Origin of the sequence: Enterobacter cloacae complex sp. 2022EL-00788, assembly GCF_026627565.1 — a bacterium.
Lineage (GTDB): Bacteria > Pseudomonadota > Gammaproteobacteria > Enterobacterales > Enterobacteriaceae > Enterobacter > Enterobacter pasteurii.
The window spans coordinates 1-1,167 of sequence record NZ_JAPNMC010000036.1 but is presented as its reverse complement, the minus strand read 5'-3'; the positions used below and the strand labels follow the sequence as shown (position 1 = coordinate 1,167).

The window sequence follows — 1,167 nt, the reverse complement described above, 5'->3', positions numbered from 1 at the left end:
GGCTCATGCCGGATGACTTCTTCTGCCAGACTCAGGTATGACAGAACCCGTCTGTGCCTGATGCTGCTTGCCTGATAGTGCCAGTGTAAACACTGCCTTTCTGCCCTGTAACCTGCCAGCCACATCACCAGGCTTGCCATTGCCGCGACCATATTCAGCACTTCCAGTCGCCCTTTCCCCTGACTCCGGCTCAGCCTCAGACCGAACCCGAAGCGTGGACTTTTGTCGTCCCGGAAGTTTTGTTCTATCTGCATTCTGCGGCTGTACAGGGCCATTATCTGGTGCGGCTCCAGTCCCTCTGCATTACTGAACAGCAGCCAGGGCTCCCGCGCGCTACTGCGGTGTTCCCGCTGTGTTTTCGGCATCCCCCCTTTTCCCTGACGCCCTGCGTCAGGGCGCTTATGCAGATAGAACCGGCCGTAACAGGGCGTTCGTGGTTTACGGGACAGGACACCGTAACCCACGCAGACCGGTTGTCCGGTAGCCTCAAGCTCACTGATTTTCATCCATTTTTTATCTCCGTCCAGCCGGAAGCTGATGCAGCCCCTGACCCTGCCGGTGAAGCTCCAGCCCAGATGGCTGACATGCCGGAACCAGTCTGTCCGGAAGCCTGCATCCGTAATGATGGTGACGGCTTTATCTTTCGGGATGGCATCATGCAGGCGGTCAAGGAAGCGGCACTGTACACCGCTGTTCTGCGCCAGCTCTGCGGGGACAACCTCACTCATAAGCGGCAGTGAGCGACCATTACAGACCAGGCTTGCCCGCAGAAGATACCAGTTCCTGTCATGCCAGCCTGTCCAGTCGACAGCAATCACACAGAAGGGCATCAGGGAGGTGATGGTATGTGTGAGCAGGTGCTGAATACGGGGAATATCACGGTGAAGGGCGGTATTACCCAGGGCACGGTCAACACGTTTAATTTTATTTTTGACGTGCGCCCTGCCGGGAAGTGTGCGACCAAGGCTGGTCAGGGTCAGGGCTGCACCGTGCGTGAGGGCAACGGCCATAGAAACAAGAATATTAACCCGGAAGCTGTGAATGTCCGGTAAAGACGCGGAGAAAAATTTCTGGCAGACTGTCTGTAAAGGCACGATGAGGTCTCTTCTGATTTGTTAGCGCAACCAGTAGATCACACTTCATCGTGCTTTTCATTTTTCTGGGGAA

The 1,167-nt window shown here is 55.7% G+C and carries 1 protein-coding gene; it reads right to left on the bottom strand.

Going from position 1 to position 1,167, the window contains the following annotated elements:
* On the bottom strand, positions 1 to 1,094 hold a 1,094-nt coding region (locus tag OWK27_RS24260), incomplete at its 3' end, for an IS4 family transposase (RefSeq protein ID WP_267591368.1).
* Positions 1,095 to 1,167 lie beyond the last annotated feature (73 nt).